Source organism: Lapidilactobacillus wuchangensis, assembly GCF_003946645.1.
Lineage (GTDB): Bacteria > Bacillota > Bacilli > Lactobacillales > Lactobacillaceae > Lapidilactobacillus > Lapidilactobacillus wuchangensis.
The window spans coordinates 1-1,802 of record NZ_RHOU01000029.1 but is presented as its reverse complement, the minus strand read 5'-3'; the positions used below and the strand labels follow the sequence as shown (position 1 = coordinate 1,802).

1 rRNA gene is annotated in these 1,802 nt (G+C 49.2%); it reads right to left on the bottom strand.

Annotated features, from left to right (window positions below):
* Positions 1 to 99: 99 nt before the first annotated feature.
* Positions 100 to 1,672, bottom strand: a 16S ribosomal RNA gene (locus EKM82_RS11050).
* Between the last annotated feature and the right edge of the window lie 130 nt (positions 1,673 to 1,802).

The window sequence follows — 1,802 nt, the reverse complement described above, 5'->3', positions numbered from 1 at the left end:
TGAGAGGTAGACCTCTCAAAACTAAACAAAGTTTCGAAGTTTGTGTGCAGGTTTCCGTACGTTAGGTTGGCTTTGACCCCAATCCTAACTATTCCTTAGAAAGGAGGTGATCCAGCCGCAGGTTCTCCTACGGCTACCTTGTTACGACTTCACCCTAATCATCTGTCCCACCTTAGACGGCTAGCTCCTATAAATAGGTTACCGCACCGGCTTTGGGTGTTACAAACTCTCATGGTGTGACGGGCGGTGTGTACAAGGCCCGGGAACGTATTCACCGCGGCGTGCTGATCCGCGATTACTAGCGATTCCAACTTCATGTAGGCGAGTTGCAGCCTACAATCCGAACTGAGACTGACTTTTAGAGATTAGCTTGACCTCGCGGTCTCGCAACTCGTTGTATCAGCCATTGTAGCACGTGTGTAGCCCAGGTCATAAGGGGCATGATGATTTGACGTCATCCCCACCTTCCTCCGGTTTGTCACCGGCAGTCTCACCAGAGTGCCCAACTGAATGCTGGCAACTGATAATAAGGGTTGCGCTCGTTGCGGGACTTAACCCAACATCTCACGACACGAGCTGACGACAACCATGCACCACCTGTCTTAGCGTCCCCGAAGGGAACGTCTTATCTCTAAGATTGGCGCTAGATGTCAAGACCTGGTAAGGTTCTTCGCGTTGCTTCGAATTAAACCACATGCTCCACCGCTTGTGCGGGCCCCCGTCAATTCCTTTGAGTTTCAACCTTGCGGTCGTACTCCCCAGGCGGAGTGCTTAATGCGTTAGCTGCAGCACTGAAGGGCGGAAACCCTCCAACACTTAGCACTCATCGTTTACGGCGTGGACTACCAGGGTATCTAATCCTGTTTGCTACCCACGCTTTCGAGCCTCAGCGTCAGTTACAGACCAGAGAGCCGCCTTCGCCACTGGTGTTCTTCCATATATCTACGCATTTCACCGCTACACATGGAGTTCCACTCTCCTCTTCTGCACTCAAGTTCCCCAGTTTCCAATGCATTTCTTCGGTTAAGCCGAAGGCTTTCACATCAGACTTAAGAAACCGCCTGCACTCGCTTTACGCCCAATAAATCCGGATAACGCTTGCCACCTACGTATTACCGCGGCTGCTGGCACGTAGTTAGCCGTGGCTTTCTGGTTAGATACCGTCACTACCTGGCCAGTTACTACCAAGTACGTTCTTCTCTAACAACAGAGTTTTACGATCCGAAAACCTTCTTCACTCACGCGGCGTTGCTCCATCAGACTTTCGTCCATTGTGGAAGATTCCCTACTGCTGCCTCCCGTAGGAGTTTGGGCCGTGTCTCAGTCCCAATGTGGCCGATCAACCTCTCAGTTCGGCTACGTATCATCGTCTTGGTGAGCCGTTACCTCACCAACTAACTAATACGCCGCGGGTCCATCCTTAAGCGATAGCAAAACCATCTTTCAAATAAAAACCATGTGGTTTTTATTGTTATGCGGTATTAGCATCTGTTTCCAAATGTTATCCCCCACTAAAGGGTAGGTTACCCACGTGTTACTCACCCGTCCGCCACTCGTTTTGATTATCTCTTCCAATGCAAGCATCTTCTGATCAAATCGAAACTCGTTCGACTTGCATGTATTAGGCACGCCGCCAGCGTTCATCCTGAGCCAGGATCAAACTCTCATATAAAAGTTTGTGACTCTTTTTTGATTTAAAAACTAGCGAATTGACTTCGCAAATGTTACTTGATCACAACAACCGAAGTTGTTATGAGCCCTGCACATTTTCGAAACTTTGTTCAGTTTTCAAAGATCTACCA